The organism is Synechococcus sp. BIOS-U3-1, assembly GCF_014279975.1.
Taxonomy (GTDB): domain Bacteria; phylum Cyanobacteriota; class Cyanobacteriia; order PCC-6307; family Cyanobiaceae; genus Synechococcus_C.
This window is the reverse complement of the sequence record NZ_CP047936.1, coordinates 1506666-1530036: the sequence shown is the minus strand read 5'-3', so window position 1 is coordinate 1530036 and position 23371 is coordinate 1506666. Positions and strand designations below refer to the sequence as shown.

Here is a 23371-nt window from a genome sequence, read left to right as displayed (position 1 = left end):
CAGACTGGACCTTCATGGGCCCGAAATCGACGATGTCTTGAACTCCCCACCATGAATTAACAGAAAAGACCATCGACATCCCCCCGTTGGCCATGTTTTTCATACGGGCGGAAGTTGATGTGAGTAGCAAAAATAGTTTGTTCAGATCGTTTTGATTCAGCTTGCACAATCGATTTTGATGTCGCTGCAGCCTTGAGATTGAGACTTGTCACGGCGGTTTAGAGCCACATTTAGGTGATATGGGAATCAAGCTGAAGGTTTTTTCATCAACCAGCGGCGTTGCCAGGCGCTCGTGCTCTCCAGGCCACAGGACTGCTGTTCGCGCTCTCTCCTCTGATGAATCATTCCGGGCTCGTCAACACTCTCAGGATCCCGATAGGGCACTGAGGCTCTTGTGTTGAGGTGCTCTTCTTCCATCGGACTCAGCACGGTCCAGCCCGGCCCTTCCATCGCCAATGGGTCTGTGGAGTGTGGTTTCACTGCCAGGGTTCCAGAGCTCCATTCGAGCCGATGGCGGGCTGCTGGACGCAGTGTGCGAAGTCTCAGCCCTGCTCGCCGCAGGCTGCTTCTCACTGCAGCGGCTCTGCAATAGGTGAGCAGTCGTCCCCCCGGTGCTAGGCGGCTGGCCAGAGCTCCGAGGAATTCCTCGCTCCAGAGCTGGGGGCAGTGCCCTGGGGAAAAGGCATCCATGAGGATTAGGTCTGGCTGGTAACTGCTTGGTAAGCCCTTCAGGTTTTGGCGCGCATCGCCCCAAAGCATTGTTCCCTGTCCCCCGGCGTCACACCAGCTGCCGCTCTTGTGAAGCTGCTCAAATCGCTGCAGGACGATACCGGCCCAGAGGTCACGAAACGGTTGCTGACTCAGTGCCCATTGGAGTGGCCGCGGATCAACTTCCAGCCCCCACCACACAATCCTGGGTGGGCTGGTTTGTTGCAGTGCATGCATCACGGACGCACTGTTGTATCCCAGTCCGAAGCAGACATCGAGCAGTTTCAGCTCGCTGGCTTGCGAGTACCTTCCCAGCTCCGCGGGTCGGACAAATTTCGCTTTTGACTCTTCCAGAGCCCCTGTGGAACTGTGAAACGCTTCATCAAACTGTTCGCTGTGAAGACTCAGACTTCCGTCAGCCGTATCGAGCGGCCTGAGTCGACCGAGTGGATGGCTCAACGCTGCAGTCGTTCGAGATCGCTCCAGAAGCTGGGGTAACTGACGGCTGCAGCCTCACTGCGAACTAGGGTTGAATCACCCTTAGCCATCAGGGCCGCCACTGCGAGGCTCATGGCCACACGATGGTCGGTTTCGCTGTCGAGTTGTGCACCTTTCAGCGGTCTACCACCACGGATGGTGAGTCCGTCTGGATGCTCCTCGATGTCCGCGCCCATGGCTTTGAGCTGGCGCGCCATCACCGCCAAACGGTCTGTTTCCTTCACCCTCAGTTCAGCAGCCCCGGTGATTCGGCTTTCGCCATCGCAGAAGCATGCCGCCACGCTAAGGATCGGGACTTCATCGACCAGGCGCGGCATGATTTCTTCACCAAACCGGAAGGGTTGTAGTGACCCATGTTTGACACGCAGGTCCCCGACTGGTTCGCCTGCTACATCACGCTGATTGAGCACTTCGACCCGGGCTCCCATCTGCTCCAGGACCTCCAGTACTCCGGTTCGGGTTGGATTCAGGCCCACATTTTCAATGGTCAGATCAGCTCCGGGAACGAGGGCGCCGGCGATTAGCCAGAACGCCGCTGAGCTGATGTCACCTGGAACCACCACATGCTGACCCTGCAGTCGAGCACCAGGGCGAACGGTGATGTGGCGACCCATTTCGCCGCCCACATCCAGATCGGCGCCAAAGGCCTTCAGCATGCGTTCACTGTGATCACGAGAGTGGGCAGGTTCGATCACCGTGCTGGTCCCATCCGCAGTCAATGCAGCCAGTAGCAGGGCAGATTTCACCTGTGCACTGGCGACGGGTGTGCCGACAACAGCACCACGAAGTTTGCGTCCCTGAACAGCAAGGGGGGCGAAGTTGCCTTGACCCCGACCACGTACGTCTGCACCCATTAATGAGAGCGGTTGCCCAACTCTCTGCATGGGTCTTCGCTTGAGTGAATCATCCCCGCTCAGCACAAAATGTCGGCCATCGCGTCCAGCCAGTAACCCGAGCATCAGACGCATGGTTGTGCCTGAATTTCCGCAGTCGAGGACTTGGTTGGGCTCCTGCAGGCCGTCCAAGCCAACACCCTGAACGGTGATGACTTTCCCTTCGGATACAGAACTAATCTCAGCTCCCATCGCTCTAAGACAGGCAGCCGTGCTGACCGGATCCTCTGCCGGTAAAAGTCCTTCAATTGTTGTTTCGCCTTCGGCAATGGCCCCAAATAGCAAGGCCCTATGAGAGATCGACTTATCACCAGGGACCTTCACGCGACCGCTGAGACTTCCTCCGGACCTCAGTTGACGAGCATCTCCAGGGGTTCCCGGCACGTTCTCTATTGGCTTGGTGGTCAAATTCTATGAGTCGTTGCTCCAGTACCAGTCTGTCCTTGCTATTGAATCAAGCCACAGATTGTGAATTGTTGGCAACAGTTTTGTTTGTAGATGTTTGGTCGATCTCAACAAAATATAATTAAACACAGGGTGTGTTGAATCTATAAATTTTTCGATTGACCTGGCTATTTGTGATTGGCTGTCATGAAGTTTCTGTATTTAAGCAAAATTCAACAACAAGATGCCTTAACAATGAACTCTAAGTTGGATTTTTTCTTGATTTGTTTTAAGTATCGCGCGGATGGCCAGGAAATTATCGAAACCACTGCAGCATCTTGGTGCTGAAGATAGATTTAAAGCTAAATTGAATTCGTGATTATGAAAGGATGACTCTTTTGGCGATCAGGATATTGAGCTCATCTCGATAATTTCGAGCCGCTTGCCAATCTTTTCGTTTGACCGCATTGTTGTAAGCCTTGATGAGCTGCTGTCGATGGAGCTCGTGCGCTACGTGCATGATTTATTGCTTGCTCTAAATAATGTATGGATGTTTTTGGAGGATTGGGCGTAGTTCTGATGCACCGCAGAGTGATCAATGAATCTGAGCGCTTGTTGGAGTTGCCGCTCATGAGTAAGCGCGCTTGTTGTAAGCGCAATGGTGTCGATGGTTTCCTGTGTTCGTCGTGTTGGTTGACCCGTTTTTACTCGCGAGGGTTGCATCCATCACCAGAGTGGTCGGTTTGTGCTTTGGCGATTTCATCACTCTGTTTTCGCTCGAGTTCCGTCCTTGCCCCAGCTTGAAAACGTTCGGTGTGACGCTGGACGCCCCTTGACTGTTGATCAACTTCGGGGTCTTTTGTTCGAGCTTAATGTAGTGAGGCCAAGGGGTTTGGGCGGTAAATGTTGTCCGATTTGCTCCGTTGTCACGTCCTATCAGCTTCGATCGAGCTTCGATAACAGCTGTTTTCGGACGTGCTGATTGCCGGAGCGAGGTGATGTTTTTTCTCCTTTTTGAGCTTTTTCCGCGCATCGGCCGTCCTTCCGTTGAAGGCTCGATTGCTTTTCAGGTAGCGGAGACGCTGTCTGTGCGTTTTAATACGGCCGAGGCAATTGCCTCTTCCTCTTTTATTGGTGTGAGGATCAATGAAACTGTTCAAGCAACTGCTGGTTGCTCCTGCTGCTCTGGGCCTACTGGCTCCGATGGCTGCTGGCGCGACTGAAGTCAATGTTGCCGGTGTTTCCGACTACGCCCCCGTGTCTGCTGACGCGGTTGCTGTGGATCAGGTCACCAGCATCACCCAATTCTCAGACGTCTACCCGACCGACTGGGCTTATCAGGCACTCAGCAACCTGATCGAGCGCTACGGCTGTGTTGCTGGTTATCCCAACGGCACCTACCGCGGCAACCGTGCGATGACCCGCTTTGAAGCGGCTGCACTGTTGAACGCCTGTCTCGACCGCGTCACTGAAGTGACCGACGAGCTCAAGCGTCTGATGAAAGAGTTCGAAAAGGAACTCGCGATCGTGAAGGGCCGCGTTGACGGTCTGGAAGCTCGCGTTGGCGAACTGGAAGCAACCCAGTTCTCCACCACCACCAAGCTGAAAGGCAAGGTTGACTTCGTCATGGGCGGTGTCAGCTACGGCGGTACCGACTACGACCTCACTGTCCCTTCTCGCCAGATCGGCGTTGATAAGAAGGGCAAGGCCGTTTATTACAAGAACAAGGGCAAGTACCTCGGTCAGGACGCTTTCACGTTCAACTACCGCGCAACCCTGAATCTGAACACCAGCTTCACGGGTAAGGATCTTCTCTATACCCGTCTGCGTTCCGGTAACTTCAACACCAACGCCTTCTCTGGTAAGGGTTACACCAGAAACATCACTCAGCTCTCCGCTGCTAAGTCAACTGGTGATGCTCTGAAGGTTGACAAGCTTTGGTACCAGTTCCCTCTGGGTGCTGACTTCCAGGTTTATCTGGGTGCCAAGATCGAGAACTACTACATGCTTGGCGCCCCCGCCACCGTGTATCGCGAGATTCTCAAGGACTTCAAACTCGGCGGTTACTACGGCGTTTACGGCGCCAGCACCTCTCCTGGTGCAGGTATCGTCTGGAAGCCTGGTAGTCAGGAGAATCCTGGAGATCCCAAGTTCAGCGTTGCTCTGAACTACACCGCCAAAAACGGTGCCAAGGGCAATCCTCAAAGTGGCGGCGGTATCGGCGCCGACAACTCGAAAGGCAAGTTTGTCGCTCAGGTTGGTTACGGCGGACCCCAGTGGAACATCAACGCTGGCTATGCCTACATCCAAGACGGCATGACCGTTGGTTACGGCACACCTCTGGGTTCCGGCACCAAAGTCATCGGTGGTGACGACGAGTCCGTTTCACGCGGTTTCGACGATGCCAACGCTTTTGCACTCCGTGCATGGTGGCAGCCTTCCGAAGCTAGCTGGGTTCCCAGCATCACCCTCGGTTACGACATCACTTCTTTCAACGGCAAGAAGTACAAGTTCAAGTCTGTGAGCGGTACTACCTTCACAGCTACGAAGCCCATGCAGAAGCAGACTTCTCAAGCTTGGACCGTTGGTCTGAACTGGAAGGATGCCTTCATGAAGGGCAATCTGCTTGGCTTCGCCATTGGCCAGCCCCAGTTCGAGACAGAGCGTGAAAACGGAACTCCCGACGACGGCAACTACGCTATGGAGCTGTACTACCAGTTCCAAGTCACTGACAACATTGCAGTGACTCCCGCCATCTTCTATGTCTCACGTCCCTTCGGTGAACTCACCGGCAGTGGTCCTTTGACCGGCGGCGAAAATGCCGAAAGCTTCAACACCTTCGGCTACCTCGTGAAGACCACCTTCCGTTTCTGATTCAGATCGGTTGATTCTTCTCCAAGCTCCCTCTTCGAGGGAGCTTTTTTTTGTGGTTTGATTCCATTAAAAAAGGGGGCCTAAAGGCCTCCTTTTGATTAAAAATGTCTGGTTGGCTTGATTACCAGCAGTTCTCTCCCTCACCGATCGGTACACAGATATCTTCTTCTGCAGCTTTCTCAGCTGCTTTCTTTGCATCGGCATCCTTTTTGGCTTTGGCGTCGATGTCTTGATCAGTGTTCCATTCCTGCAATCCACCACCCATAGGTGCGGTGTCTGGGTTGGTGTCAGCAAATGCAGCTGGTACTGCAATTTGGCTGCTCAGTGCAGCCGCCCCTGCAAGAAAGATTGAAAGAGTTGACCTCTTCATTCCAACAAACACCATTTATAGAGTCCACTTCAATTCTAAGTCGTTTCAACTGCGTTGATCAGGTGCCCAGTGATCGTAGTAAATTTGTATACGCCAGGAACACCAAATCGAGTTCTTCGCTGCGACCGTGTTTGGCCAGCAACCCTCTGGCCCCCGTATCGAGTTGGAACAAGGTGACGCGATCAGCTTCATTTTTCAGATAGCTCTCGATCCAGCCCACACAAACGATTCGCTCTCCACTGGTGACTTTGTTGACGCGGTGCATGGTGGAGCTTGGATAGATCACGATCTCTCCTTGTTGAAGCTCCCAATCCAGTGAATCCATCACTGTGTCGACTTCGAGTGAACCACCTGTGAAGGACTTGTGGTCAGAAAGGCAGAGTGTGAAGGACAAGTCGCTTCTGCCGCTACTCATGTAGGCATTGTCGACGTGGCTCTCATAACCGCCTCCCGTTTTTGTTCGGCTAATCAAAAATCGGTGCAGTTTTCGCGGCACACAGAAGCTTTTAATCGCAGGATTTGCCCACATCGCTTGTTGCACATGAGTTTGAATCTCGGCTCTGATCGGGGATGTGTAGGTAATCTGTTCATTGATTTTTCCGTCTCTGGCTTGAGCACCAGCTGTTGTTCTGCCGTCATTCCATTCGTCGTTTTCAACTTTGTCCAGAATTGCCTGGCACTGCTCACTGTTGAAAAGTTGGAGCTTGATGTGGTTCATTGATGACGGTATGTTTGTATAAAATGTATAGCTTGGTGGTATCGAATTAGCGCGACGATTTGGATTTTCGCAGACAACCTCAGGTGGGTTCTTGTGTTTTATGAAGCTGTTAGCCTTTCCCTTGCTTGTGTCGCTGTCTCTGCTGACGGCTGCTGCGCAGGCTGAAGAAGTGCGTGTTTACTCTGGCCGTCATTACAATACTGACCGGCAGAGTTACAAGGCATTTTCCGATCAAACCGGCATCAAGGTTCGATTGATCGAAGCCTCTGGGATTTCCCTTGTTGAGCGCCTTAAGCGCGAGGGAAGCAATACCAAGGCTGATGTGATCATTCTTGTTGATGCAGCAAGAATTAATAATGCGGCAAAAGCAGGTTTATTTCAGTCGATCAACTCTCCAAAGTTAAATTCCGAAGTTCCTGCGCGTTATCGTGATCCAGGTAATCGTTGGTTCGGGATTGCACGACGTGTACGTGCAATTATTATTAATCCAAATCAGGTCAATCCATCACAAGTTCAAACTTATGCACAGCTAGCTTCCCCTGATCTCAAAGGCAAAGTGTGTCTTCGTAATCGTAAAAACGTCTATAACCAATCTTTGGTCGCTGATCAGTTGGCAATCCGGGGTGAGGTGAAAACCAAGGCTTGGCTTAAAGGTTTGATCTCCAATGTCTCTCAACCTTACTTCCCTGGTGATATTGCCCTGATTCGTGCCGTTGCCCAGGGCAAGTGCGGTGTTGGAGTGGTCAATCATTATTATCTCGCTCGCATGCGTGCGGGTATTAATGGGACGAAGGATCAGAAGCTCGGCAATCAAGTGAAAATTGTGATGCCGAATCCTGCTCATGTGAATATCAGCGCAGCTGCAGTATCGAAATATGCCAAAAACAAATCTGCTGCAGTCAAACTAATCGAGTTTTTAGCCTCTCCGAACGGAAGCCGAGGAATTGCAGGTCCCACCTTTGAATTCCCGCTCACCGGTGTTGGTGGTTCGACCTACCTCAAAGGAATGACCAAGTTCACCCCTGACAATGTGTCGATTTCTCAGTTGAGCGCTCTGAATCCCAAGGCTATTCAGCTCATGGCCCAGGCCGGTTGGCAATGAGTTGATCCAACAGGTAGCCGAACAATTCAGGGTTCGGCTCCCTGTTGCTGATGTCGGTTAGTCCCAGCTCGTCCAGGCGATCCGTTACGCGTTGTTCCAGATCGTCTGGTCTGCTGAGAGGTTCGCCCCAGGGGTGGTTTTTTTCAGGCCCTATTTTTGTAGTTGCGTCGATCGCCAATCTTCCGCCAAGCCCAAGTTGTTCACTGGCGAAGTCCAGTGAGTCGAACGGCGTATTTTCCAAGGTGAACAGGTCCCTCTGTGGATCCACTTGAGCCGCGATTGCCCAGACCACCTGCCGTGGGTCTCGCACGTTGATGTGACTGTCAACCACCACCACGAACTTGGTGTAAGTGAACTGTGGCAAAGCGCTCCAGAACGCCATTGCCGCCCGCTTGGCCTGTCCTGGGTAGGCCTTGTCAATCGAGATCACCGCGAGTTTGTAGCTCAGCGCTTCCATCGGCAGGAAGAAATCCTTGATCTCGGGGATTTGTTGGCGCAGGATCGGTGTATAAATCCTGTTGAGTGCGATGGCCAGCATCGCTTCCTCCTTGGGAGGCCGGCCGCTGAAGGTGGTCAGGAAGACCGGATCCTTGCGTTGCGTCATGCAGTGAAAGCGCACCAGCGGGGAATCTTCAACGCCGCCGTAAAACCCCATATGGTCACCAAAGGGACCATCTGGCATCACTTCGCCTGGTGTGATCGTGCCTTCCAGCACCACTTCACTGTGACTTGGAACCTGGAGATCGACGGTCTTGCAGGGGCTAAGCCTGACACCTTCGCCGGCGTAAATCCCAGCGAACAACCATTCGCTTAATTGCACTGGGATTGGCGTGGCGGCCGCCATCACCAGCAGTGGATGCACACCGATCGCGATGGCGATCTCAAGCTTCTTGCCAAGTGCAGCCGCTTTGCGTAGATGGCCTGCACCACCCCGAACGCTGAGCCAGTGCACAGTCATGGTGTTAACCGACTGTTTCTGAAGCCGGTAGACCCCCACGTTGGGGACGCCGGTTTCAGGGTCTTTTGTGATCACCAATCCAAGTGTGATCACGCCGCCGGCATCGCCTGGCCAGGGCCTGATTAAAGGAATGTTGTCGAGGTTGACCTCATCTCCTTGGAACACTTGCTGTCGGCATGGCGGCAGCAGATCCCTGTCTGGTCTGGCTTTCACTAAGTCCCAGAACACTCGGGCGAATTTCTTGGTTTCCCCTAATCCTTTCGGGGGGCGTGGCTGCTGTAGCAGTGCCAGACGTTCGCCCAAATCCTCCAGCTGCTCTGGATGTTCAAGCCCCATGCTCCAAACAACACGCTCCACAGTGCCGAGAAGGTTCACCGCAACCGGCATTGAGGATCCGATCACGTTTTCGAATAGCAGTCCCGGTCCACCGCTTGCCAACACGCGATCAGCGATGGCCGCCAACTCGAGATCTGGATCCACTGGTGCCGTGATCCGCTTGAGTTGACCCCGCTCCTCCAGCAATTGAATGAAGGCGCGCAGATCCCTGGTGCCGGGACCGGAGCGGAACAGAGCCATCTGGAATCCACCTCAGCGGGGGTGATCTCGGTACTGTGACGCACGCTGACGGTGAGTGTGGCCATGCAGGTTTCCTATTTTCATGCAGCTGCGGATGTTCCCGACACGATCGGTTCGGCCGATGGTCCCGACGCAGCGGTCGTGATCGATGTTCTTCGTGCCACGACCACGATTGCCTGGGCGCTGCATAACGGTGCTGAGGCGGTGCAAGCCTTCGCTGATCTCGATGAGCTGCGTGCCCAGGCGCTGCAATGGCCCGAATCTTCTCGTGTGCTGTTGGGGGAGCGTGGTGGTTGCATGCTCGAGGGCTTTGACCTCGGTAATTCCCCTGTGGCGGTGACTCCCAAGGTGGTCCAGGGCAAGCGTTTGTTAATGAGTACCACCAACGGCACCCGCGCGTTGCAGCGCGTCCGCGATGTCGCCTGCGTTGTTACCGCGGCTTTGCCCAACCGACGCGCTGTTGCACAGCGACTGCTGGCAGGACAACACCAGCGGATTCTCATTCTCGGCAGTGGCTGGGAAGGGACCTATTCCCTGGAAGATTCTCTGGCTGCTGGAGCGGTTGGTGAGCTGCTTGTGTCGGCCGGTGCTTCGGTAGCGAATGATGAACTCCAGGCTGCATTGGCCCTCTGGAACCAGTGGAACCATGATCCGGAGGCCTGTCTACGCATCGCTTCGCACGGTCAACGGCTGATTGGAATTGGTAACCACGATGCCGATTTCAGCTGCTGTGCTGGATTGGATCAGATTCAAGTCGTACCGACCCAGGTTGAACCCGGTGTTTTAAGAGCCGTTCCTGTCTAGAGCGCGGAGCACCCGTCAGCCATACGATTTCATCGACTGAACTCTGATCTCTGTGCGTGATTTCCTGGCGGCGGCCGTGCAACTCACTAGCAGTTCTGACCCGCAAAGCAATTTCAGTGCTGCCGAGGAACAAATCGACCTGGCTGCAAGACGGGGAGCCGAGTTAATCGGACTTCCCGAGAATTTTGCCTTTCTCGGTGAGGATGCACTGCGTTTGGAACTAGCGCCGGCTTTAGCAGAACAGGCTTCCAGCTTTCTGGTCACCATGGCGCGTCGTTATCAAGTGGTGATCTTGGGCGGCGGTTTCCCTGTCCCTGTCGGCGACGATGCACACACTTATCAACGCGCCCAGTTGGTGGGTCGCGATGGTCAGATCCTTGCCAGTTACGACAAGATCCACCTGTTCGATGTTGACCTGGCAGACGGCAGTTCCTATCGAGAGTCAGCCTCTTTCAACCCGGGTTCAACCCCTCCACCCGTTGTCGATGTTCCTGGACTCTGTCGGGTGGGGCTGTCGATTTGCTACGACGTGCGCTTCCCTGAGCTCTACCGAGATCTGATCGGAGCAGGAGCTGAGTTGTTGATGATTCCCGCCGCTTTTACGGCTTTTACGGGTAAGGACCACTGGCAGGTGCTGCTGCAGGCCCGTGCTATCGAAAACACTTCCTACGTGCTTGCCCCTGCACAAACGGGTGTCTACTCAGGCCGACGTCAGAACCATGGCCATTCCATGGTCATTGACCCCTGGGGAACAGTGCTTGCCGATGCCGGGGTTAGCCCGGGGGCTGCAGTCGCTCCGGTTGACCTGGATCATCTTGAGCGCATCCGCACTCAGATGCCTTGCCTGAAGCACCGCAGAACCGCATTGTTCTGAATCTGATGCCTCGGCTACCTCGTCGTTTCAGCGTTCTGCTGGCTGCCCTCGTTCTGCAGAGCGCAGGCTTGTTGATGGCGCTGCCCGCTCGTGCCGCTAGTGCCTTGGCGGCCTGGTCGCTGGGACGAGATGGAGTTCTTCAGTTACGCACGGCCACAGGCGCACGCCTTGAGGCCTTTTTTGAAGCGGGTGAAGCCGGTCGTGGACCGCGTGTCTGGATCGATTTTCCTGGTGAGCTGAGCCGGACCCGCAAGCTTCGTGGTTCCGGTCCCGTCCGCGAGGTTCGACTGGGCAAGCCCAACCCCGGAGCTACACGTCTGGTGATCGAATTCAACCCCGGAGTTGAACTCGATCCCGGTCAGTTACGACTGATCGGCACCTCACCGGATCGCTGGAAGTTGATGTTCGAGGGGCTGGCCACTGGAGGCCTGCGCACCATTGGGGAAGGCGATCTCAATCGAGCGAGTTCCGGACGCTGGGGCGGCGTTCGCATCAAGCCCACGCGGACTCCGGTGAATGCGGCCGGGCTCCCGAGTGTGTCTCGTGGTCGTTACAGGGTTGTGATCGATCCAGGCCACGGGGGACCTGACCCCGGTGCGGTCGGGATCAGGGGGATTCGCGAGTCGGAAATTGTTCTCGATGTTTCTCTTCAGGTGGCTCGCTTGCTTGAGGCCAAAGGCGTCCAGGTCACCCTGACCCGAACGGCAGAGGTGGATGTGGATCTGCCGCCGAGGGTGTCGCTTGCCAACCGACTCGGTGCAACGGCGTTTGTGAGCATTCATGCCAATGCCATCAGCATGTCTCGACCGGAAGTGAACGGCATTGAAACCTTCTATTTTTCCGATCCCCGCTCTGCACGGCTTGCTGCTCACATTCAGCAGCAGGTGCTGAATGTGTCTCCGGGAAGCCCCAATCGTGGTGTCCGTCGTGGCCGCTTCTTTGTGATCCGTCGCACCACCATGCCTTCGGTGTTAGTGGAAACAGGTTTTGTGACGGGCCGTCTCGACTCCCCGAGGTTGGCCAGCGCATCGCATCGACGTCGGCTTTCTCTAGCTATTGCCACCGGCATCCTTGAGTATCTGCAGGGTGTGCGATGACCATCCGTCTTGGCATGTTTGACAGTGGCCTGGGGGGACTCACAGTCCTGCGTCGTGTTCTGGAACGCCATGGATCCCTGCAGGTGATCTATCTCGGCGATACGGCTCGTGTTCCCTATGGCAGTCGCTCACCTGCTGAAATCCGCAGCATTGCCGCTGAAGTGGTGAGTTGGCTCAGCCAGCATCATGTCTCCACTGTGGTGATGGCTTGCAACACCACGAATGCCTTGGCCAGGGATGTTGCGGAAGGACAAGCAGGTGTTCCAGTGGTTGGCCTGATTGGTGCAGCTGCGGCAATGGTTCGGGAATCCCGGGTCGGGGTGCTGGCTACACCCGCAACGGTTGCATCGGGGGCCTACCGGGAAAGCATCGAGGCTCTTCATCCAGGGACGCTTGTGGTGCAGCAGGCCTGTCCTGACTTTGTTCCCTTGATTGAAAGCGGAGATCTGCGTTCCGAAGCCCTGCGCGAAGCCGCATGTCGCTACCTGCAACCCCTTATGGAGGCGTCTGTGGAGTCGGTGGTTTTGGGCTGTACGCACTATCCATTGCTGACGCCGCTACTCAACAACCTGTTGCCGCAATCCATTCGGCTGATCGATCCAGCAATGGCTGTTGCGAGTCAGCTCGATGCCTTGCTGGGGAAGCCAGTGCCCGAAGGCCTGACTCAGCCCCTCGCCCTGGAGGCAACGCGTATCTGTGTGACGGCGGATGCTGAGGGATTCGCGGACCGTGCCACGTCATGGCTGGGTCAACGGCCACGGGTTGAGATGGTGCAACTGCAGTGAACGGTCGACGCCTTCTAGGATCTGCGCACTGAGAGGATTCATGACCACCGTCACCGATTTGCTGGAGCCGGTTGAGGCGGATTTGGAGATCCTGCTCAGCGATCTTCGCAGTCTGATCGGAGCGGGTCATCCGATTCTTCAGGCGGCTGCAGAACATCTGTTCAGTGCAGGTGGCAAACGCCTAAGGCCCGGCATCGTCTTGTTGATTTCAAGAGCTCTTGCCAGTGATGGCGGGCTCACGTCTCGGCATCGCCGATTGGCAGAGATCACCGAGATGATCCATACCGCATCGCTCGTTCACGATGACGTCGTCGATGAGGCTGCGACACGCCGCGGTGTTGAAACCGTTCACAGTCGTTTCAATCACCGAGTAGCCGTGTTGGCCGGTGATTTCTTATTTGCCCAGGCCAGTTGGCACCTCGCCAATCTCGATGATCTGGATGTGGTGAAGTTGCTCAGCCGCGTGATCATGGATCTGGCTGATGGTGAAGTCAAGCAGGGTTTGTTCCGCTACGACACCGGTCAGACGTTTGAGACTTACTTGGAAAAGAGTTACTGCAAGACCGCATCTCTGGTTGCGAACAGTGCCCGTGCCGCAGGTGTTTTGAGCGGTTGTACCGAACCTCAATTGGAATCCCTTTATCGCTACGGGCGCCAGCTCGGTCTGGCCTTCCAGGTGGTAGACGACATTCTTGATTTCACCGCCAGTGATCAGCAACTCGGCAAACCTGCTGCCAGCGATCTGTCCAGTGGTTATCTCACTGCACCAGCGCTTTACGCCTTAGAGCGCAATCCAGCCATGGGTGTGTTGATCGAACGCGAATTCAGTATTGAAGGTGATCTCGACGAAGCACTTGGCATGGTGCGTGAGTCGGATGCGATTGCCCGTACCCGTCAATTGGCTGAAACCTTCGCTCAAGAGTCCCGCGAAGCTCTCACCTGGCTCCCGGATTCTCCCTATCGCACGGCTCTGTTGGAGCTCCCCGATTTCGTGCTCAGTCGCCTGTACTGATTAACGATTGCAGGCAGTTCTCGGCTTCAGTGAGTCGGTTGATGGCAAACAGACGATCTGATTGCAGCGATCCCTGCTCCTTGTGTTCCAACTGATCAATTCCTTCAGTCGTCCTGAGTAGACGCCAAACCAGGCATCCAGCGGCTAGCGCTGATTCACATCCAGCTCTTGAGTCTTCAAAGGCCCAGCACTCCTCTGGACTGACTTTTAGAACCTCAGCCCCTAGCAGGAAAGGATCAGGAGCGGGCTTGCCGGCCTTCAGTCCGGGATCATCGCCACAAATCATCAGCTGCAAGCGACTGACCCAGGGGTGATTGCCAATTTTGTGTTGCACTGATGCTCGGTCGCTACTGGTCACTAGGGCCGTCGCAATGCCAAGGCGTTCAGCCGTGCGTACCAGCGATTCCGCTCCCTCCATGGCCTCGGCCTGAGGCAAAAGCTGTGCTGCGATGGGCTGTCTGACGGCCAGCAGTTGCTCTGGTGTGATCCGTTGATCGATCCAGGAGCACACGAGCCTTGCGTTGTCGAGTCGGCGTCGTCCCTGCAGCTGGATCAGCTGCTCTGTTGCAAGGTCGGTGCCGAAATGGCATGCCGCCTGTTGCCAGGCACGTGCATGCAGCGGCTCGGTGTCAAGCAATAAGCCATCCAGATCAAACAGGCAGGCCTTGGGTTGGGTGGTGAGCTGATTCAGAAATCACACCTATGTCTGGTGTCGTCATTGAGCAAGAACTCAGCGAGAACCAGTCTGATGTCGGCATGCAGTCCGGACAAGGCTGCTCCTTGAATTTCAACCATTCTGATCGGAGCTCCCACTGATTGACCACTGACTGACCACCGATTGATCGCTGACTTTTGCCTGCTGACCGCATCCAGAGGTGATGAGCGTTCTGTCGTTCGTCTGTCGTTCGAAACGGTTTGATCCAAGGTTCTGTCTGGATGCGCTGTGGCAACTATCTTTTGCCCTAGGCGAAACAGGGACACCTCCGATGACGAGCGAGACATCCACCATCGAAAGCGTGCTTCAGGAGCAACGCGTTTTCGAGCCGCCCATGGACTTTGCAAGTTCAGCTCGCATCGGTGGTATGGAGGCCTATCGGTCCATGGCCGACGCTGCTCGCCAGGATCCTGAAGCTTTCTGGGGAGAGGCGGCCCGCAAGGAACTGTCCTGGTTCACTCCCTTTGACAAGGTCCTCGACTGGTCGGATGCGCCGTTTGCGCGCTGGTTCGAGGGCGGTACCACCAACATCTCCCACAACTGTCTTGACCGGCATCTCCAAAGCGAGAAGGCCAACAAAACGGCATTAATTTGGGAAGGCGAGCCGGGGGATGTGCGACGGTTCACTTATCGCGAGCTGCACGCCGAGGTCTGCAAGGCTGCTAATGCCCTCAAAGCGATGGGAATTGGCAAGGGCGATCTGGTGGCGCTCTACATGCCGATGGTGCCTGAGGCGGCGATTGCCATGCTCGCCTGTGCCCGCATTGGTGCACCTCATTCCGTGGTGTTCGGTGGTTTTTCAGCTGAAGCCCTGCGCGATCGTTTGATCGACGGCGAAGCCAAGGCGGTGGTCACCGCCGATGGCGGCTTCCGCAAGGACAAGCCCGTTTCACTGAAGCCGGCTGTTGACGCGGCTCTTGCCAATGGCAGCTGTCCAACCGTGCAGTCCGTGCTGGTGGTGCAACGCACCGAGCAGGCTGTGGAGATGGTCGACGGGCGTGATCAGTGGTGGCATGAGCTGGTCGAGGCGCAGAGCACCGACTGCCCTGCGGAACCGATGGCCAGTGAAGATCGTCTGTTCGTGCTGTACACCTCAGGCTCCACAGGCAAACCCAAGGGTGTCGTGCACAGCACGGCGGGATACAACCTCTGGGCCCATCTCACCTTTCAATGGATCTTCGACATCCGTGATGACGACGTCTACTGGTGCACGGCTGATGTGGGCTGGATCACCGGTCACAGCTACATCGTTTATGGCCCGCTTTCCAATGGTGCGACCACGGTGATGTACGAGGGAGCGCCGCGTCCCTCCAAGCCTGGTGCGTTCTGGGAGCTGATTCAGAAGCACGGCATCACGATCTTCTACACCGCTCCCACTGCCATTCGCGCGTTCATGAAAAACGGCCGTGAGGTGCCTGATCAGTACGACATGAGCAGCCTGCGCTTGTTGGGCACCGTGGGTGAACCGATCAATCCTGAGGCCTGGATGTGGTATCGGGATGTGATCGGCTCCGGTCGTTGCCCGATCATCGACACCTGGTGGCAGACCGAGACCGGCGGCGTGATGATCAGTCCACTGCCCGGTGCAACGCCGACCAAGCCTGGTTCAGCGACGTTGCCTTTACCGGGGATTGAAGCCGACGTTGTTGATGCCGACGGCAACTCTGTTGGAGCCGATGAAGGCGGTTACCTGGTGGTGCGACGTCCTTGGCCGGGGATGATGCGCACTGTGCATGGCAATCCTCAGCGCTTCCGTGAGAGCTACTGGGAGCACATCCGCCCTGCTGATGGAAGTCACATCTATTTCGCCGGTGATGGTGCCCGTCGTGACACCGATGGCTACTTCTGGGTGATGGGTCGTGTGGATGACGTGATCAATGTCTCCGGCCACCGACTCGGCACCATGGAAATCGAATCCGCGCTGGTCAGTCATCCGGCCGTGGCGGAGGCTGCCGTTGTGGGTCGTCCTGATGATCTGAAGGGAGAGGCCATCGTCGCGTTCGTCACTCTTGACTCAGGACGCGAACCGGATGATGCCCTGATCGCGGAACTGCGGGCCCATGTGGGCAAGGAGATCGGCCCGATCGCCAGGCCCGATGAGATTCGCTGCAGTGATGCTCTGCCCAAAACCCGCAGCGGCAAAATCATGCGCCGAATCCTCCGCGCTCTCGCGGCAGGCCAGGAAGTCACCGGGGACACCAGCACCCTTGAAGATCGTTCGGTGCTCGACCGTTTGCGTGCCTGAGCCCAGCGTTTTGGCCTGAAAACTCTCCTCCTGTTCACCAGCTGCTCACCAGGACGCAAGTCATGGTGAATCCATTGGTCATCAACCGTGATGAAACGCAAGCCCAACGTCAGCTATCGCTACCACCACATGGGTGTTCCAACCTCGGAGCAACGCCCGGGTGAGCACTACAGCTCAACCTTTCGCATGTACACATCCGGTGGCGAGGACCCCGGCGGTTTCCGGATTCAGTTTCACCGCTTCGAGTCCGGCAGCTGCCTGCATCCTTTGATTCAGTCCACTCCGCATGTGGCGTTTCAAGTGAATGATCTTGAGGTCGCCGTGGCGGATGAGCACTTGCTTCTCGGGCCCTATGAACCGTTCAGCGGCTTCAAGGTGGCCATCATCGAAGACGACGGTGTTCCCATTGAGTTGATCGAGACGGCACTCAGTGACGACGACGTCTTTGGAGAACCCAAGGCCAATTCAGTGATCTACCCGGAGGAGACGGTGCCGCTCAGTGCCCAGGAGGTGATCAGGTCCTGAAGACGATTCACCTGTTGCTGCCTGTCGCTGCCTTCCGCCCAATCGCCCAGAAACTGTCTTCGCAGACCAGCACTGGCGGGTGTGAGGTGATCTCCAGGCAGCCGGAGGAGCTCGCTGCAATCTCCCTGACGTGCCTGCAAGGCTGTGATCAAATCGAGGCTCTGGTCGATCTGGTCGCTGTTGAACCGAACCACCTGATTGCGAGGTTGCAGGTACTGCCGCTCGATCAGGCGCAGTGTTTCCCTGGGGCTTGGGCTGAATTCGGTGCTGACTCCCAAGCTTGGAGCGACGACACCAAGCAGAGGAATCGACTGATCCGCAGTGAAGTTGTTGAAGCTAAGCGCTACAAGGCCGCTGCAGTTTCGGCCTCCGTCTGGTGCGAGCAGATGCAGTTTGCAACCCAGGCTGTGGCCAAGACGCAGAGGTGGAGGCAGTTGGCTCAAGCGGTCGTTTAATCGATTGCGGCAGGCGCGCATGGCACTCCATGCCTCGCGAGCCTGAAGCTGGTGATCAAAACCGGGCACGTAGCTCCAGGCATGTACCGCAATCCCACGAGCCGCCAGTCCTTCGAGCAGACGCCTGTAGCTGATCTGTGGGGTCGCTGACAGGTAGCTGCCGCCGACAAATTCCACGAGTCCCCGCGGCTGGCGCGGGGACAGGGTCCAGCAGTCACGCACACGAACCCAGCTGCTCATTGACTGGGCTGCAGCGAACGCAGGACCTGCATGGCTTCGCGCACATGGGCCGGGCCATCAAGCAAGTTATTGAACACGTGCTGGATCACACCTTGGCCATCAATCACGTAAGTCACCCTTGAAGGCAGTAGGCCGAGGGTTTTGGGTACGCCGAAAGCCCTGCGCAAACGTTGATCGCTGTCACTGAGTAAGGGGAAGGGCAGCTGATGGCGTTCGGCGAAGCGGCGATGGCTCACAAGATCGTCGCCGCTCACGCCCCAGACCTGAGCTCCTAACTGTTTGAGTTCTTGATGGGAATCACGAAAGCCGCACGCTTCCGCTGTGCAGCCCGGCGTTTCGTCCTTGGGATAGAAGAACAACACGAGGGGGGTGCCGTTGCGCTCGCTGATGGCGCAGCTGTTGCCTTCGTGATCCTCCAGGTTGATGGACGGAACGCTGTCACCAACGGTGAGGGCCATGACAAGCAGTCGAACTGGTGGCGAAACCCTAGGAAGCGTGGATGAAGGACGGAGAATGGAGTGATCCAGGAGGGAGGCAGCGCATGGACAATCAACCGGTACCAGGTCAGCTCGATCTGTTGTCCTTGGGCGGAGGTCATCCCGCATCACCTCCAGTTCAGCACCCCTTGCAGCAGCTCAATGAGGTTTCATCAGCGCAAGCGGCAGATCCTCAGGAGATCAGTGCAGCCCTCAAGGCGGAAGACGATGATCTGGCTCCAGCGCGCACGTTGCTGATCGTTGACACCGAGACCACAGGTCTGGATCCGCAGCTGGATCACTGCCTTGAAGTGGGTGTGATTCTTTTTGATGTGCCCAGTCGCCAGGTGCTGGCGCAGCAATCGTTTTTATTGCCGGTAGAGGCCAATGCCGCGGAAGCGATCAATCGCATTCCTGCTTCAGCGACGAACCTGTCTCAGCCCTGGCGACCAGCCCTCGACTACCTCCAGTCGTTGCTGGATGCTGCTGATGTGCTGGTGGCTCACAATGCTGCCTTCGATCGCCAGTGGTTCGGGCGTGGCCACCTGCCCGCCACCGACAAACGCTGGCTCTGCAGCATGGAGGACATCCGCTGGCCTGCGGATCGTCAGCTCAGATCACGGCCATCGGTGCGTGATCTGGCCCTGGCCTATGAAATCCCAGTTTGGGCGGCCCATCGTGCCCTCACTGATTGCATCTACTTGGTGGAGGTCTTCCGGCGCTGTGATCACCTTGAGCAGTTGATTGAGCATGGCCTTGAGCCACGCCAGCTGATGCGTGCCCAGGTGTCTTACAACGACCGTCATCTCGCGAGGGAAGCCGGTTTCCGTTGGAACGAGCCAGTGAAAGGAGCCTGGGCCAGGCGTCTATCAGTGAGGGAGGCCTGCGATCTCGATTTCCCCGTTTCGCCTGTTGATCCCAAATTGCCCCTGGCGTCCTGATTTGCTTTAGCAGTCGGAAGTCTCGCGGTGGGTTTGCCGGTACTGCAGTTCAGATAGCCAGGCTGATGTCATGGATTTTCCAAGGCATCCGCCTTCCATTCGTTCTCGCCTGCAGCGCTGGCAGCAGGTTCGGACCTGGGCTCGTCTGATTCGCGAGGCGGAATGTCTCTGGCATGTTGATGTACGCGAACTGAAGCGTCTCGGGGCGCTCGAGCTCTCCCATTTGCTGGAGGAAGTCCCGACTTGTCAGCGAACGCGAGTGAATCGATGGCTGACGCGTTATTCGGCATCGACGCGATTGCCTTCAGGTGCTTCCGTCCATAAGTCTTGATTCACTGCCTCAGCGCTTGAAAGCGTTCATGAACTGCGTTCAAGAAGAATGCTCACGGATCCTGCCAGGTTCTTCTCTCAGCTAAGGATGGGTCGCTTCCCTTCAGGCCACCCATGAGCTTTGCCAGGCAGGCTGTCGTTTTGTTCTCCCTGCTCGCTGTTGCAACCGGTGTGTCGGCGTCTTCAGAGTCGTCTCTGACCAGTGTCGGCACCTCCCTCCCCGCCAGGCTCTACCGAAAATGGTTTGACCAGATGGCTCGCGCAGGTGGTCCTCAGGTGAGGTATCGATCCTCGGGCTCAGCTGAGGCTCAATGGGCTTTGATCAGGCAGGCCGTTGATTTCACGGTTTCTGATGCTCCGATGCAACCCAAGGACCTGGCCAAGGTGAGGCGTGGTGTGGTTCAAATCCCGATTGCTGGAAGCACCATCGCTTTTGCATACAACCAACCCGGGTGCGACTTGCAGCTGACCCAGGAGCAGGCCGTTCAGGTGGCTAGTGGCAGGATCACTGACTGGAAACAGCTTGGTTGCAAGCAGGGTTCTCTGACCTGGGTGCATCGATCGGATATCTCTGGCATCACCAATGCCTTCACTCAATCCATGCAGGCGTTTTCCTCGCAATGGCCTTTGGGGACCGGCGCGTCAATTCGCTGGCCAGCAGGCAATGCGATTGCTGCTGAAGGGAACTCCGGAGTTGCCTCTGCGATCGATAACAGGAGAGGGGCTATTGGTTACATCTCTCCGTCCCATCTCAAGGGCAGCCTTAGGTTTGCTGCGTTGCAGAACAACGCCGGAGAGTTCCTAAGGCCAAGTGTGATCTCTGGCGCTAAGACCCTCAAAGGCCTTGAGCTGGATTTCAATCTTGCCGGCAGCAGCCCCAACCCTTCGGCCGAGGGTGCCTATCCGATCGTCACGCTGATCTGGGTTCTGGCTTACAGGTCTGGAAACGGCGACAACACGCAGGCAATCAGAGCAACTCTTGACTTCATGCTGAGCAACCAGTTCCAGAACCAAGTTGATCAGCTCGGTTTGATTCCCCTTGCAGATGAAATTCTCAGCAAGTCGCGGCCCGTCGTTGAACGGATTGCTCAGTAATTGCAAGCCTCCTGCACGATCATTGCGCCGTTTGACACCAACCGATTGGCCGTTTTTGCCCTGATCTTTCGATACTTTTGAACACTCCTTATTGATTCGATTGCGGACTCTTCGTCTGGGTATGTGATGTTGCGCTCCATACACTCGTCGGTAGGGAATCGTCAGTCGATGCTGTCGAATCTGCTGCAGAATCAAACACATAAAAAGTAAGGCCTTGCCTTCTGGACTCCAGTTCTCAAAATCGAAATCGCTTGCATCTCGCCGCGGGAAACGTTGTGCCACTGCACAAAAACAAGTTGTGGCTTGTTGTTAATGGCATGGTGAAGCTCGGAGCTGTTTCTGTGCATGGCGATGAGCTGTTGCTGGGCTTGGCAGGTCCTAATGAAACCTTCGGTGAGCCGTTGAGCACGGTGCAGGCCTATGAAGCCATCACCCTCACCGACTCAGATCTTCTTTGCATGACCATGGGTGAGGTGCGTGAGTCACAGGACCTCGCTAACGATCTGTTGGGAGCGGTCGTGCTTCGTCACAGGCAGTCGGAGTATCTTCTCTCTCTGCTTGGTCTGCGTCGAGTTGAGGAGCGTGTCAGAGGTTTTCTGGAGTTGCTGGCCCAGGATTATGGACAGCCCTGTGAACACGGATTGCGTCTCAATCTGCGCCTCACCCATCAGGAGATGGCGAGTGCCCTGAGCACCACCCGTGTGACAGTGACCAGGGTCATCGGTCTGCTCAGAGATGAGGGATGGCTGAAGATTGACGGCCAGCGTCATCTCGTGATCACCCATCTGCCCTGCAAATGAATTGCTCCTGAGCGCGTGACCCTATGCCTATTGATTGAGATTGTTGTTAATTGGCTTGAGCAAATTTAAGAGAATTGCATAAAAAAACCCCTCATTTGAGGGGCTTAAGCAATGGATTGGACTGTGACATCGGAGCGGCGGGATTTGAACCCACGACCCCTACTACCCCAAAGTAGTGCGCTACCAAGCTGCGCCACGCCCCGACGGCAGATGCAAGCTATCACAAGGCATTCCCGCTCTTCGTGTGTCGCTTGATGCGTGTCAGCAGTCTTGTTGTGAGCCTGTCGCGGCTGTCGCCCGCATACCCCCAGAGTCTTAGTTGCCTACCTAGCTGACGTAGCGACGACAGACTCATCGAAGCAAGCTGCAGCTCCGGCAGTGTTCTCCAAGCTCTGGATGCAATCGGCAGGTTGGACCGTCGTTTGTTGTCCCCAAGACTGAGAGTGCCATCAGCGATCCACTCCGGAATCAACACCACCAGCACAGCGATCAAGCCATAAAGCTCCACAAGGCCGTTCGGAAGTGGGTGCAGACGGCGAGGTGGCTTCGGCTCAGGAATGGTGGGCACGCCTCGCAATCAGTCCAGTCATTCCCAACCTTGCCAGGTCGATGCCAGGTCGGTTGGATCAGAGGGGAGGAAGTGGTCAGATCGCCAGGGTTCCCCTCGGATGCGGAGCTGTGACCTGGGCGGCAGGTGCAGGGGACGGATCACGCCAAAGAAAAGGACGCTCATGCTCTGAGCGGGGTCTCAGGGTGAAAGCCAATGCGAAGACCAGGATCACCGTCAGCGTGATGACGGCGATCACCACCCTGTCGGGAAGTGAATCATTCATGGCTGCAGCTGGATCGGACTGTTGTCACCACGCAAGACGCAGTGACTGATGCTCCAGTCGTAATGGTTCCAGACCTGACTGGGCAATCGAAAGTCGGCGTCTTCAAAAGCCCCGAGGCTGATCCCTGTGGGCATGGCCGAGCAGTAGGGCCTGCTGCCGGGTCGCGCCAGATATTGCTGGTGGTAAGTCTCAGCGAAGTAAAAGGTTCGGTCAGCGGCTATTTCGGTCGTGATGCTGTCTCGTTCGGCCTGAGTTAGGGCCTGTTGGTACCAGTCCCGACTGGCCAGGGCCAATTGCATCTGCCGGGGCGTGGTGGTGTAGATCGCAGATCGATACTGACTGCCTTGGTCATTGCCCTGGCGGTCCCCCTGCGTGGGGTCATGACATTCCCAGAACAGCTTGAGCAGATCGCTGACGTCGATGGCTGGGGTGCTGTAAACCACGCGAACCACTTCGGTGTGTCCAGTCCGTCCGCTGCAGACCTGCTCATAGCTGGGAGATGCCATCTGGCCACCGGCATAACCAACGGCTGTGGAGACAACACCCGGTAGCCGCCAAAACCCCTTTTCCGCGCCCCAGAAGCATCCGCAGCCGAAAATGATTTCCTCCTGGTCCTCCATCAGCGGCGCCTTCAGAGGGGTACCGAGAACAACGTGACGCTCGTCAGCGTTGCTGTCTGATTGTCCTTGCTGAGAACCAGTGAGCCAGTTGGGCAGCATCACATCCTTGTCTGTGTCGCAACCCTAGGCAGATGTCATCGGATCCAGGCGAATGTGATTGAGCAGTGTGGTGACGAAGGCGAACAGCAGAAACGGAACGCTGAGCACGAGAATCAAGCCGACTCCCACCAGTGCAAACACTGGTCGAGAGGATCCCATCAGGGCCAGCCCTGCGGCGAGACTCACAAAAATCACGGCCATCCAGGCAAGGATCTGGCCATAGATATCCCCGAACGTCAGGGTGCAGCGGACCGAGAAAGGTGTACCTGACGTCATGGTTCGGCAGCAGAGACTCCAGCTAAGCCGAGGCAATGGGGTTTGTCGCCCGTACATTGCGCAACCTT

General features: G+C 56.2%; 25 protein-coding genes and 1 tRNA gene. 13 read left to right on the top strand and 13 right to left on the bottom strand.

Annotation, left to right across the window (positions count from 1 at the left end; all coding sequences use genetic code 11):
• Nucleotides 1-246: 246 nt before the first annotated feature.
• Together SynBIOSU31_RS08090 and aroA are read right to left on the bottom strand one after the other, a co-directional pair.
• Entirely contained in the window at nt 247-1167 is a 921-nt protein-coding gene (locus tag SynBIOSU31_RS08090) for a tRNA (5-methylaminomethyl-2-thiouridine)(34)-methyltransferase MnmD (RefSeq protein ID WP_186489039.1), read from the bottom strand.
• A complete protein-coding gene (aroA, locus tag SynBIOSU31_RS08085) occupies nt 1164-2483 on the bottom strand; it encodes a 3-phosphoshikimate 1-carboxyvinyltransferase (protein ID WP_186492937.1) in 1320 nt (439 codons plus the stop codon). The genes SynBIOSU31_RS08090 and aroA overlap by 4 nt, the downstream gene beginning before the upstream one ends.
• Nucleotides 2484-3629: 1146 nt before the next feature.
• Here aroA and SynBIOSU31_RS08080 point away from each other — a divergent pair.
• Nucleotides 3630-5357, top strand: a complete 1728-nt coding sequence (locus tag SynBIOSU31_RS08080; RefSeq protein ID WP_186489038.1) for an iron uptake porin — start codon at nt 3630-3632, stop codon at nt 5355-5357.
• Nucleotides 5358-5478: 121 nt separating this feature from the next.
• On the opposite strand, the gene SynBIOSU31_RS08075 is transcribed toward SynBIOSU31_RS08080, so the two are convergent.
• The gene (locus SynBIOSU31_RS08075; protein ID WP_186489037.1) at nt 5479-5727 is read right to left on the bottom strand and encodes a hypothetical protein; all 249 of its coding nucleotides are present in this window, start codon (nt 5725-5727) and stop codon (nt 5479-5481) included.
• Between the two features lie 58 nt (nt 5728-5785).
• Nucleotides 5786-6445: a Fe2+-dependent dioxygenase gene (locus SynBIOSU31_RS08070; protein ID WP_186489036.1), complete on the bottom strand. Its 660-nt coding sequence runs from the start codon at nt 6443-6445 to the stop codon at nt 5786-5788.
• Between the two features lie 100 nt (nt 6446-6545).
• Here SynBIOSU31_RS08070 and SynBIOSU31_RS08065 point away from each other — a divergent pair, with 100 nt between their 5' ends.
• Nucleotides 6546-7547, top strand: a complete 1002-nt coding sequence (locus SynBIOSU31_RS08065; protein ID WP_186489035.1) for an extracellular solute-binding protein — start codon at nt 6546-6548, stop codon at nt 7545-7547.
• Here the strand turns inward: SynBIOSU31_RS08065 and SynBIOSU31_RS08060 are convergent.
• Nucleotides 7522-9081, bottom strand: a complete 1560-nt coding sequence (locus SynBIOSU31_RS08060) for a UbiD family decarboxylase (RefSeq protein WP_186489033.1) — start codon at nt 9079-9081, stop codon at nt 7522-7524. The genes SynBIOSU31_RS08065 and SynBIOSU31_RS08060 overlap by 26 nt on opposite strands.
• Before the next feature lie 63 nt (nt 9082-9144).
• Between SynBIOSU31_RS08060 and SynBIOSU31_RS08055 the strand changes: the two genes are divergently transcribed.
• Genes SynBIOSU31_RS08055 through sds form a run of 5 tightly spaced genes read left to right on the top strand, consistent with a single transcriptional unit; the run spans nt 9145 to nt 13653 of the window.
• Nucleotides 9145-9885, top strand: coding sequence for a 2-phosphosulfolactate phosphatase family protein (locus SynBIOSU31_RS08055; protein WP_186489031.1), 741 nt, complete (start codon nt 9145-9147; stop codon nt 9883-9885).
• Between the two features lie 52 nt (nt 9886-9937).
• Nucleotides 9938-10759: a carbon-nitrogen hydrolase family protein gene (locus tag SynBIOSU31_RS08050; RefSeq protein ID WP_186489028.1), complete on the top strand. Its 822-nt coding sequence runs from the start codon at nt 9938-9940 to the stop codon at nt 10757-10759.
• A 5-nt stretch (nt 10760-10764) separates the two neighbouring features.
• Nucleotides 10765-11856 (top strand): N-acetylmuramoyl-L-alanine amidase, encoded by a 1092-nt coding sequence (locus SynBIOSU31_RS08045; RefSeq protein ID WP_186492936.1) that lies wholly within the window; start codon nt 10765-10767, stop codon nt 11854-11856.
• Entirely contained in the window at nt 11853-12641 is a 789-nt protein-coding gene (gene murI, locus SynBIOSU31_RS08040) for a glutamate racemase (RefSeq protein WP_186489026.1), read from the top strand. Before SynBIOSU31_RS08045 ends, murI begins: the two co-directional genes overlap by 4 nt.
• Nucleotides 12642-12681: 40 nt before the next feature.
• Nucleotides 12682-13653, top strand: a complete 972-nt coding sequence (sds, locus tag SynBIOSU31_RS08035) for a solanesyl diphosphate synthase (RefSeq protein WP_186489024.1) — start codon at nt 12682-12684, stop codon at nt 13651-13653.
• On the opposite strand, the gene SynBIOSU31_RS08030 is transcribed toward sds, so the two are convergent.
• Nucleotides 13637-14311: an HAD family hydrolase gene (locus SynBIOSU31_RS08030; RefSeq protein WP_255477446.1), complete on the bottom strand. Its 675-nt coding sequence runs from the start codon at nt 14309-14311 to the stop codon at nt 13637-13639. The genes sds and SynBIOSU31_RS08030 overlap by 17 nt on opposite strands.
• Before the next feature lie 328 nt (nt 14312-14639).
• Here SynBIOSU31_RS08030 and acs point away from each other — a divergent pair, with 328 nt between their 5' ends.
• Together acs and SynBIOSU31_RS08020 are read left to right on the top strand one after the other, a co-directional pair.
• A complete protein-coding gene (acs, locus tag SynBIOSU31_RS08025; protein WP_186489022.1) occupies nt 14640-16613 on the top strand; it encodes an acetate--CoA ligase in 1974 nt (657 codons plus the stop codon).
• A 90-nt stretch (nt 16614-16703) separates the two neighbouring features.
• The gene (locus SynBIOSU31_RS08020; protein ID WP_186489020.1) at nt 16704-17138 is read left to right on the top strand and encodes a VOC family protein; all 435 of its coding nucleotides are present in this window, start codon (nt 16704-16706) and stop codon (nt 17136-17138) included.
• On the opposite strand, the gene SynBIOSU31_RS08015 is transcribed toward SynBIOSU31_RS08020, so the two are convergent.
• Together SynBIOSU31_RS08015 and SynBIOSU31_RS08010 are read right to left on the bottom strand one after the other, a co-directional pair.
• Entirely contained in the window at nt 17087-17833 is a 747-nt protein-coding gene (locus SynBIOSU31_RS08015) for a DUF1350 family protein (protein ID WP_186489018.1), read from the bottom strand. The genes SynBIOSU31_RS08020 and SynBIOSU31_RS08015 overlap by 52 nt on opposite strands.
• On the bottom strand, nt 17830-18291 hold the full coding sequence (locus SynBIOSU31_RS08010; RefSeq protein WP_186489015.1) for a peroxiredoxin: 462 nt from the start codon (nt 18289-18291) through the stop codon (nt 17830-17832). The genes SynBIOSU31_RS08015 and SynBIOSU31_RS08010 overlap by 4 nt, the downstream gene beginning before the upstream one ends.
• A 41-nt stretch (nt 18292-18332) precedes the next feature.
• Here SynBIOSU31_RS08010 and SynBIOSU31_RS08005 point away from each other — a divergent pair, with 41 nt between their 5' ends.
• The 4 genes from SynBIOSU31_RS08005 (at nt 18333) to SynBIOSU31_RS07990 (ending at nt 21475) form a co-directional block, all read left to right on the top strand.
• Nucleotides 18333-19250 carry a 3'-5' exonuclease gene (locus SynBIOSU31_RS08005; protein ID WP_370593612.1) on the top strand — a complete coding sequence of 306 codons (918 nt, stop codon included), beginning with the start codon at nt 18333-18335 and terminating at the stop codon, nt 19248-19250.
• A gap of 70 nt (nt 19251-19320) precedes the next feature.
• Complete coding sequence (locus SynBIOSU31_RS08000; protein ID WP_186489014.1) at nt 19321-19581, top strand: hypothetical protein; 261 nt, start codon at nt 19321-19323, stop codon at nt 19579-19581.
• Nucleotides 19582-19694: 113 nt separating this feature from the next.
• Nucleotides 19695-20675 carry a PstS family phosphate ABC transporter substrate-binding protein gene (locus SynBIOSU31_RS07995; protein ID WP_186489013.1) on the top strand — a complete coding sequence of 327 codons (981 nt, stop codon included), beginning with the start codon at nt 19695-19697 and terminating at the stop codon, nt 20673-20675.
• 221 nt (nt 20676-20896) lie between these two features.
• A complete protein-coding gene (locus tag SynBIOSU31_RS07990) occupies nt 20897-21475 on the top strand; it encodes a Crp/Fnr family transcriptional regulator (protein WP_186492933.1) in 579 nt (192 codons plus the stop codon).
• 129 nt (nt 21476-21604) lie between these two features.
• On the opposite strand, the gene SynBIOSU31_RS07985 is transcribed toward SynBIOSU31_RS07990, so the two are convergent.
• From SynBIOSU31_RS07985 to SynBIOSU31_RS07965, 5 genes are all read right to left on the bottom strand, one after another.
• A tRNA-Pro gene (locus tag SynBIOSU31_RS07985) sits at nt 21605-21678 on the bottom strand.
• Nucleotides 21679-21695: 17 nt separating this feature from the next.
• Nucleotides 21696-22043 (bottom strand): hypothetical protein, encoded by a 348-nt coding sequence (locus SynBIOSU31_RS07980; protein ID WP_186489012.1) that lies wholly within the window; start codon nt 22041-22043, stop codon nt 21696-21698.
• Between the two features lie 76 nt (nt 22044-22119).
• Nucleotides 22120-22308, bottom strand: coding sequence for a hypothetical protein (locus SynBIOSU31_RS07975; RefSeq protein WP_186489011.1), 189 nt, complete (start codon nt 22306-22308; stop codon nt 22120-22122).
• Nucleotides 22305-23027: a peptide-methionine (S)-S-oxide reductase MsrA gene (gene msrA / locus SynBIOSU31_RS07970; RefSeq protein ID WP_186489010.1), complete on the bottom strand. Its 723-nt coding sequence runs from the start codon at nt 23025-23027 to the stop codon at nt 22305-22307. Before msrA ends, SynBIOSU31_RS07975 begins: the two co-directional genes overlap by 4 nt.
• A 24-nt stretch (nt 23028-23051) precedes the next feature.
• Nucleotides 23052-23303 (bottom strand): hypothetical protein, encoded by a 252-nt coding sequence (locus tag SynBIOSU31_RS07965; protein WP_066906518.1) that lies wholly within the window; start codon nt 23301-23303, stop codon nt 23052-23054.
• Between the last annotated feature and the right edge of the window lie 68 nt (nt 23304-23371).

What these genes read in the sequence shown, in the direction of transcription:
- msrA (WP_186489010.1), bottom strand. Translation starts at nt 23,027, where the DNA reads ATGCTGCCCAACTGGCTCACTGGTTCTCAGCAAGGACAATCAGACAGC.
- SynBIOSU31_RS08045 (WP_186492936.1), top strand. Translation starts at nt 10,765, where the DNA reads ATGCCTCGGCTACCTCGTCGTTTCAGCGTTCTGCTGGCTGCCCTCGTT.
- SynBIOSU31_RS08060 (WP_186489033.1), bottom strand. Translation starts at nt 9,081, where the DNA reads ATGGCTCTGTTCCGCTCCGGTCCCGGCACCAGGGATCTGCGCGCCTTC.
- SynBIOSU31_RS08080 (WP_186489038.1), top strand. Translation starts at nt 3,630, where the DNA reads ATGAAACTGTTCAAGCAACTGCTGGTTGCTCCTGCTGCTCTGGGCCTA.
- SynBIOSU31_RS07995 (WP_186489013.1), top strand. Translation starts at nt 19,695, where the DNA reads ATGAGCTTTGCCAGGCAGGCTGTCGTTTTGTTCTCCCTGCTCGCTGTT.
- SynBIOSU31_RS08075 (WP_186489037.1), bottom strand. Translation starts at nt 5,727, where the DNA reads ATGAAGAGGTCAACTCTTTCAATCTTTCTTGCAGGGGCGGCTGCACTG.
- SynBIOSU31_RS07965 (WP_066906518.1), bottom strand. Translation starts at nt 23,303, where the DNA reads ATGACGTCAGGTACACCTTTCTCGGTCCGCTGCACCCTGACGTTCGGG.
- SynBIOSU31_RS08015 (WP_186489018.1), bottom strand. Translation starts at nt 17,833, where the DNA reads ATGAGCAGCTGGGTTCGTGTGCGTGACTGCTGGACCCTGTCCCCGCGC.
- SynBIOSU31_RS08055 (WP_186489031.1), top strand. Translation starts at nt 9,145, where the DNA reads ATGCAGGTTTCCTATTTTCATGCAGCTGCGGATGTTCCCGACACGATC.
- SynBIOSU31_RS08005 (WP_370593612.1), top strand. Translation starts at nt 18,333, where the DNA reads ATGAAGGACGGAGAATGGAGTGATCCAGGAGGGAGGCAGCGCATGGAC.
- sds (WP_186489024.1), top strand. Translation starts at nt 12,682, where the DNA reads ATGACCACCGTCACCGATTTGCTGGAGCCGGTTGAGGCGGATTTGGAG.
- SynBIOSU31_RS08000 (WP_186489014.1), top strand. Translation starts at nt 19,321, where the DNA reads ATGGATTTTCCAAGGCATCCGCCTTCCATTCGTTCTCGCCTGCAGCGC.
- acs (WP_186489022.1), top strand. Translation starts at nt 14,640, where the DNA reads ATGACGAGCGAGACATCCACCATCGAAAGCGTGCTTCAGGAGCAACGC.
- SynBIOSU31_RS08070 (WP_186489036.1), bottom strand. Translation starts at nt 6,445, where the DNA reads ATGAACCACATCAAGCTCCAACTTTTCAACAGTGAGCAGTGCCAGGCA.
- SynBIOSU31_RS08065 (WP_186489035.1), top strand. Translation starts at nt 6,546, where the DNA reads ATGAAGCTGTTAGCCTTTCCCTTGCTTGTGTCGCTGTCTCTGCTGACG.
- SynBIOSU31_RS08020 (WP_186489020.1), top strand. Translation starts at nt 16,704, where the DNA reads ATGAAACGCAAGCCCAACGTCAGCTATCGCTACCACCACATGGGTGTT.
- SynBIOSU31_RS07975 (WP_186489011.1), bottom strand. Translation starts at nt 22,308, where the DNA reads ATGAATGATTCACTTCCCGACAGGGTGGTGATCGCCGTCATCACGCTG.
- SynBIOSU31_RS08010 (WP_186489015.1), bottom strand. Translation starts at nt 18,291, where the DNA reads ATGGCCCTCACCGTTGGTGACAGCGTTCCGTCCATCAACCTGGAGGAT.
- murI (WP_186489026.1), top strand. Translation starts at nt 11,853, where the DNA reads ATGACCATCCGTCTTGGCATGTTTGACAGTGGCCTGGGGGGACTCACA.